The organism is Blautia sp. ZXY-1-C6, from assembly GCF_056339875.1.
Window position 1 is genome coordinate 1 of the sequence record NZ_JBWJVQ010000255.1, and the last position, 6,763, is coordinate 6,763.

Consider the following 6,763-nt stretch of genomic DNA (forward strand, 5'->3'; position numbering starts at 1 on the left):
AAAGCTAACGTACTTGTATTCCCAGACCTTGATGCAGGTAACATCGGATACAAACTTGTACAGCGTCTTGCAAAAGCAGAAGCTTACGGACCTGTAACCCAGGGTATCGCTAAACCTGTAAATGACCTGTCCCGTGGATGCTCTGCAGACGATATCGTTGGTGTGGTAGCTATCACAGCAGTACAGTGCCAGGCTGACGACAATAAATAAGATTTCAGTCAGACCGTAAAACGGACTGAGAATTATTTCATTGACTACATAATGTTAAAGGCATCGGAGGAGATATTTCTGATTCTGATGCCTTTGATATCATTACTCATATTTCCCTGGAAATGATGAGAATAATATTATAATATGAAAGGAAAAGCTGACAGAAATATTCGAAGACTTGTGTCAGGATTATGGACAGTATTCGAAATTTGCTGCCGGCAGAATATGAAAATGAACGTATTAGTAATCAACTGTGGAAGTTCATCCCTTAAATATCAGCTGATCAACTCTGATTCAGAAGCAGTTCTTGCAAAAGGTCTCTGCGAGAGAATCGGTATCGATGGAAGATTAGTATATCAGAAAACAGGCTGTGACAAAGAGATCACAGAAGCTGCAATGCCTACACATAAAGAAGCAATCCAGATGGTACTGGATGCCCTCACAAATGATAAAACAGGTGCAATCGGAAGCCTGAAAGAAGTAAATGCTGTTGGACATCGTGTTGTACATGGTGGTGAGAAATTTGCCAAATCTGTAGTGATCACAGATGAAGTAATCTCAGCAGTAGAAGAATGCAATGACCTTGCACCACTTCATAACCCTGCAAACCTGATCGGTATCCGTGTATGCTCCGAGCTTATGCCGGGTGTACCTCAGGTAGCAGTATTCGATACAGCTTTCCATCAGACAATGCCTGCAAAAGCATATCTCTATGGTCTTCCAATCGAATATTACAAGAACTACAAAGTAAGAAGATATGGTTTCCACGGAACATCCCACAGCTTTGTTTCCAAACGTGCTGTTGAATTCCTTGGCCTTGACAAAGATAACTCCAAAGTTATCGTCTGCCACCTTGGAAACGGTTCTTCCATCAGTGCTGTTGTAAACGGTGAGTGTGTTGATACAACAATGGGTCTTACTCCACTTGAAGGTGTTGTTATGGGAACACGTTCCGGTAACATTGATCCTGCTATCATGGAATTCATTGCTAAGAAAGAGAACCTTGACATCGCAGGTATGATGAATGTTCTCAATAAGAAATCCGGTCTTCTTGGATTATCCGGCGGATTATCCAGTGACTTCCGTGACCTGAACGATGCAGCTCAGAGCGGAAACGAAGATGCAGCTAACGCAATCGATGTTCTCTGCTATGGTATCGCTAAATTCGTTGGCGGATATGTTGCAGCTATGAACGGTGTAGATGCCATCGTATTTACAGCAGGTATCGGCGAGAATGCTATTCCTGTACGTGAGAAGGTTGTAAGCTATCTTGGATACCTTGGAGTTACACTTGACAAAGAAGCTAATGGAGTTCGCGGAGAAGAGATCGTTATCTCTACACCGGATTCCAAAGTTAAAGTTGCTGTAATTCCTACAAACGAAGAACTTGCAATCTGCAGAGAGACAGTAGCTCTGGTTTAATTTTCACAGATAATAAAGTGTCTGTTTTGTGTCCAAACGAGAGAAATATAACTGGATAAAAGTTATATTTATATAGAAGGGAAGGGTGCATCTGTCAGGAGCACCCTTCTTTGTGCCCGTAAGGCATATGGAAATTACCTGATAATAATGCCGCCGGATGATAAAATACTTCGTAAAGGAATATTACTTGACAAAATGTGAAATTTTTCTAATTTATCGTTGACAAAAGCAGAGGCGGTATGTATAATAAAACAAGTGTGGATAGGAGAAAAGTATGCAGATACATTTATCAGATATTTCATCCAGTGAAGGAATGCGTATTCAGAAGACTGCAGAGTTTGGAATGGATACGATCACCTTTCAGTCAGGAAGCTTTCCGGTACTTGCAAAAGAACCCATAGAGCTTACGATCACGAATACAGGTGACAGAAATCTTGAAATCAGAGGAACGGGTAAGATTACCGTAGGTATTCCCTGTGACAGATGTCTGGAAGAGGTTTCAACAGAGATTCCTTTGGAGATTGAGCGAAAACTTGATATGAAGCTTACGGATGAAGACCGTGTGAATGATCTGGACGAGAGTTCTTATCTCACAGGTATGGACCTGGATGTGGACCAGCTGGTCTATCTTGAGGTACTGATGAGCTGGCCTTTGAAGGTTTTATGTAGAGAAGACTGCAAAGGAATCTGTAGCCAGTGCGGGAAAAACCTCAATGACGGTCCCTGTGGATGCGTCGAGGAACCTAAGGATCCCCGTATGGCAGCTATCAGTGATATATTTAGTAAATTTAAGGAGGTGTAACATAATGTCCATCTGTCCGAAGAATAAATCTTCCAAAGCAAGACGCGATAAGAGAAGAGCAAACTGGAAAATGAGCGCTCCGAACCTTGTAAAATGCAGCAAATGTGGCGAACTGATGATGCCGCACAGAGTATGCAAAGCTTGCGGAAGCTACAACAAAAAGGAAATCATTAAAGTTGAAGACTAATTTTTAATGATTGCAAAGTATGGCAGGTTCTCCCGTTTGGGATGCCTGCTTTTTTGTGTATTATTTTATGGATGAGGAAAAAGTAATGAATGAGAAGGAGAAGGTAAATCAGATCACAGAAGGTGTGATCTGGAAACAGCTGCTGTTATTTTTCTTTCCTATTGTATTTGGAACATTTTTTCAGCAGATTTATAATACGGCGGATACTATTGTTGTAGGTCGTTTCGTAGGAAAACAGGCACTTGCTGCAGTTGGAGGTTCTGCCAGTCAGATCGCCAATCTGATCGTTGGCTTTTTTGTAGGGCTTTCTTCAGGGGCAGCAGTTGTGATCTCGCAGTTTTATGGGGCAAAAGATAAGAAGAATCTGAGTAAGGCACTGCATACAGCATTTGCATTCTCCATTGCAGCGGGAATTGTTCTTACTGTAGTGGGGATTTTTCTGACCAGACCTGCATTGCTACTTATGAAGACACCTGCAGATGTAGTAGAGGACTCTGCAGTGTATCTTCATATTTATTTTGGCGGAATGGTTTTTAACCTGGTTTATAATATGGGAGCAGCCATCCTGCGTGCAGTAGGAGACTCCAAAAGACCACTGTATGTTCTGATCATTACCTGTGTGCTGAACATTATTCTTGATCTGCTGTTTGTGGTTGCGTTTGGCATGGGTGTGACAGGAGTAGCTGTTGCTACAGTTACTTCTCAGGTGATCAGTGCGCTGATTGTAACAGTAATGCTTCTGAAAACCAGAGAGATATATGTGCTGAAGATCAATCAGATCCGTTTTGACAGAAGAATGCTGTTTTCAGTTCTGAGAATCGGTATTCCGGCAGGTCTGGAATCTGTAATGTATAATATTTCCAATATTGTGATACAGGTATTTGTAAATAATCTGGGAACTGACACAGTGGCGGCATGGGGAACTCTTGGGAAAATAGATGCTCTTTTCTGGATGGTGATCAATGCATTTGCGATTTCCATTACTACCTTTGTGGGACAGAATTTCGGAGCCGGTAAATATCACCGTATGCGGAAAAGTGTGAGTGTCTGCATGATCATGAGTATGGCCAGTTCTGCGGTGCTGATCATTTTGATGTATTCATTTGCTCCCTGGATTTATCGTCTGTTTACCACAGACAGCGCAGTGGTTGTCCATGGTGTTCATATGAGTCGTTTTTTACTGCCGTCCTATTTCATTTATGTGATCATAGGAATCCTGTCCGGAGCGCTGAGGGGTACCGGGAAGGTTCTTGTGCCTATGCTTCTTACCTGCGGCGGTGTGTGTTCTTTGAGAATCCTGTGGCTTTTTACAGCCGGCCAGATATACCCGGGAATTAATACGATCATGCTCAGTTATCCGGTTTCATGGAGCATTACGGCAGTATTGTTTATTGTATATTATTTTATGAAATTTCCAGGAAAGAAAAAGGAGAATTAACCATTTTTCATGAAATAATGCAGTTTATCCTATGTCTGTTGCCGAAATCCGCCAGATAAGGTAAGCTAAGAACAAAGGAAATTGAGAATAAAGATAACGGATTGAGCAGTAATGTAAAATGAAAGTATGAAAAAAGCATGAGAAAACAGAAAATAACAGTTCTGATTTTAATGATAACTCTGTGCCTGACTGGCATATGGGGAATGAAAAAAAATACCACAGTATGGGGCGCGGTGATCCGGGTAAATGATGTGATCGTACCTCATGATATTCCTGCAGTAGCTGTAGAAATAAATAAAAGTAGCGAACTGATTACTGAGAAACTGTCTCGGGTTTTCTATACAGTTTATACAGACACAGATACACTGCATATTCCGGTGTTCTGGGATGTTTCGTCTGTAAATATGAAACTGGCAGGCGTTTACACAATGAAAGGTGTACTGAAGCTTCCGCCTGAGTATGCTTTTGATGAGAGTAAAAGTCTGAAGGTACAGACAACTGTTTCTGTGCAGTACCCGGACAAACCGGATATTAATATATATTACAGGCTGACTGCGGCAGGAATCTATATATTTCCCTGGTTGAAGCAGGGAAAATTTTGACTCCATGGAAGCTTATCTGAAGAAAGAAAGCGGACAGTGGATCAACCTCACTGAGGAGGGCTTTGCTCTCTGTGAAGAGGAGGGGCTGTATGTATCTAACCAGAGTATGGTTGTGGGTAATACCTATTCCCTGCTGGTAACCTATGATAATGGAAAGAAGCAGACCAATACTCTGCGGTTTCAATACCAAAAAGACGGCAGTCTTAAAATTTACGGTTATCAGCACAGTTTGCTTGGAAACACACAGAAGCCTGGAAAGATCATCTGCTCTTATGATACCAGAGATGAGAAATATCTCAGCAGATGTGGGGCATATGCAGTGAAAATAGGGGGAAATCTGAAGCAGATTGAGAAGGAACTGAAGAGAGACGCTCAGATTGCGGGTCAGCACTGCAGAAATATTTGAAGATACAGCGGAGAATCCGGAGCTGATTCTGGAATCCTCCTGGATCTGAGCCAGGTAAACAGGGAAAAACAAGGTGTGTACAAGGTAACCGGATCATTTGTAATCCCAGAAGGATATGAAGTAGCTGACAGCCTGGCGCTGCCAGAGGCATATGCATATCTTTCTGTACAGAAAAAAGGAGAACCACAGATTAATACCTACAGTATGCCAACTGTGGATTTGCTGGAATTTCCTATGCTACTGGATGGATTTTCCACAGAGGAACGCCGGAATATACAGGTTTATCTTTCTGAGAATGAGGGGAATTACCGGAAAATAGATGATGACCTGGTGGAAGTGACTTCTGATGGAATTCAGATTTATTACAGAGAGATATTAAAGAAAGGACAGAACTACCAGATCTGTGCTGTCTATGAGAAAGGGAGCACAGGAATTTATTCTTTTTCCTATAATGATGCCTTTATTGTCAACGAATACTGGCATGAGCGGAATTTTTCAGACAGGGAGGAAAAACAGATCTTCCTGACATTGTGCAGAAAGCACCTGCTTCGTCAGAAGTAGTACAGGGAGAAAAGGAAGAGAATCTGAATACGGGAAGTGCCGGATATCATTATGACAACTCTTACGGAACAGACAATAATGCAGACGGACAGAACAGCAGTAGTAACAAAGCTTCTGGTGCAAAAGCTGCTGAAATATCGGATACAGAGAATTCTGTGACAGAGTTAAGCACCGACACCATTACTGCAGTCAGTGGAAAGAGAATGCTTCTTATGATCCAACAGAATGGAAGTGCAAGGTTTGAGAAACAGGGAATCTCTGTAACATTTTCTCCGGATACAGTGAACGGATGGAAGATCAATGCAGAGGATGAAATCCAGATAGGAATCGAGAAAACGTCAGAAACTGCATTTTCTCTGCGGATTTTTGTCAGAGGTGAGGAGGTAATAGAAGTTCCGGGAACAGTGGTGGAATTTCAGACATCTGTGTTTGGTGGAATCCAGTCACCTGAAACAGTAAAAGCGGAGGATGTGCAGGGAAATCAATATGCAGTGAATTATCAGGAAAAACAAAATGTTCTCTGTATGGAGATCAACCAGACAGGGGATTATTTTTTGACAGATGGAAAGTCAGAAAGTATAGGAAATCAGACGGATGAAGAAAGCGTGAAAGCTATTTCAGACGGAGAAGATATAGGTTTTACAGAAGAGCCAATGCCAGAGGAGGAAACGGAGCAAAAGACAGAGCAGAAAACAGAGAATTCCGCCAAACAGTTTCTGATGATAATACTTACATTACCGGCAGTATGTATCCTGGTGGCCGCCATTATTTTTGCAATTCGTAAAAAACGCAGATAAGCGACAGTGGAAAGGCAAACAAAGCACCTGAAAACAGAAGGAGGTGTCAGCAATGAAGAAGAACTGGAAATATTCATTACTACTTATAGCAGCTGTATTTGCATTGGCTATGGGCGTATTCTTTCTGTTTTATCGCTTTGATAACAAATATACGGCCAGGGGAGATCAGGCCATTCAGGGAATCCTCTATGTGCCTGATGATGATTCTGTGCATTATCTTGCCAGGGAATGGGAATATTATCCGGATGTATTGCTGACACCGCAGGAAATAAAGGAACAGAAGGAGGACTACTACAGCCGTTATGTTTCCATTGGCGAGTACGGTGGGATGGATATGG

General features: G+C 42.0%; 9 protein-coding genes and 1 pseudogene. All 10 read left to right on the forward strand.

The window, feature by feature from the left end; all coding sequences use genetic code 11:
• Positions 1-210 (forward strand): phosphate acyltransferase (locus AC075J_RS16510; protein ID WP_476390514.1); only part of this gene is annotated, 210 nt, incomplete at its 5' end.
• A 231-nt stretch (positions 211-441) separates the two neighbouring features.
• Positions 442-1,632: an acetate/propionate family kinase gene (locus AC075J_RS16515; RefSeq protein ID WP_008704712.1), complete on the forward strand. Its 1,191-nt coding sequence runs from the start codon at positions 442-444 to the stop codon at positions 1,630-1,632.
• 274 nt (positions 1,633-1,906) lie between these two features.
• The gene (locus AC075J_RS16520) at positions 1,907-2,434 is read left to right on the forward strand and encodes a YceD family protein (protein WP_008704711.1); all 528 of its coding nucleotides are present in this window, start codon (positions 1,907-1,909) and stop codon (positions 2,432-2,434) included.
• A gap of 4 nt (positions 2,435-2,438) precedes the next feature.
• Positions 2,439-2,621, forward strand: a complete 183-nt coding sequence (gene rpmF / locus AC075J_RS16525; protein WP_008704709.1) for a 50S ribosomal protein L32 — start codon at positions 2,439-2,441, stop codon at positions 2,619-2,621.
• 85 nt (positions 2,622-2,706) lie between these two features.
• Positions 2,707-4,059: an MATE family efflux transporter gene (locus AC075J_RS16530; RefSeq protein WP_022380589.1), complete on the forward strand. Its 1,353-nt coding sequence runs from the start codon at positions 2,707-2,709 to the stop codon at positions 4,057-4,059.
• 137 nt (positions 4,060-4,196) lie between these two features.
• Positions 4,197-4,661, forward strand: coding sequence for a hypothetical protein (locus tag AC075J_RS16535; RefSeq protein WP_476390515.1), 465 nt, complete (start codon positions 4,197-4,199; stop codon positions 4,659-4,661).
• Positions 4,662-4,665: 4 nt separating this feature from the next.
• Positions 4,666-5,067, forward strand: coding sequence for a hypothetical protein (locus AC075J_RS16540; RefSeq protein WP_476390516.1), 402 nt, complete (start codon positions 4,666-4,668; stop codon positions 5,065-5,067).
• Positions 5,068-5,142: 75 nt separating this feature from the next.
• Positions 5,143-5,628 carry a hypothetical protein gene (locus AC075J_RS16545; RefSeq protein ID WP_476390517.1) on the forward strand — a complete coding sequence of 162 codons (486 nt, stop codon included), beginning with the start codon at positions 5,143-5,145 and terminating at the stop codon, positions 5,626-5,628.
• A complete protein-coding gene (locus tag AC075J_RS16550; protein ID WP_476390518.1) occupies positions 5,598-6,425 on the forward strand; it encodes a hypothetical protein in 828 nt (275 codons plus the stop codon). Before AC075J_RS16545 ends, AC075J_RS16550 begins: the two co-directional genes overlap by 31 nt.
• A gap of 52 nt (positions 6,426-6,477) precedes the next feature.
• A pseudogene (locus AC075J_RS16555) lies at positions 6,478-6,763 on the forward strand (hypothetical protein); the annotation flags it as partial.

Coding starts and splice junctions, on each gene's coding strand:
- AC075J_RS16540 (WP_476390516.1), top strand. CDS start 4,666: ATGGAAGCTTATCTGAAGAAAGAAAGCGGACAGTGGATCAACCTCACT.
- AC075J_RS16520 (WP_008704711.1), top strand. CDS start 1,907: ATGCAGATACATTTATCAGATATTTCATCCAGTGAAGGAATGCGTATT.
- AC075J_RS16535 (WP_476390515.1), top strand. CDS start 4,197: ATGAGAAAACAGAAAATAACAGTTCTGATTTTAATGATAACTCTGTGC.
- AC075J_RS16515 (WP_008704712.1), top strand. CDS start 442: ATGAACGTATTAGTAATCAACTGTGGAAGTTCATCCCTTAAATATCAG.
- AC075J_RS16530 (WP_022380589.1), top strand. CDS start 2,707: ATGAATGAGAAGGAGAAGGTAAATCAGATCACAGAAGGTGTGATCTGG.
- rpmF (WP_008704709.1), top strand. CDS start 2,439: ATGTCCATCTGTCCGAAGAATAAATCTTCCAAAGCAAGACGCGATAAG.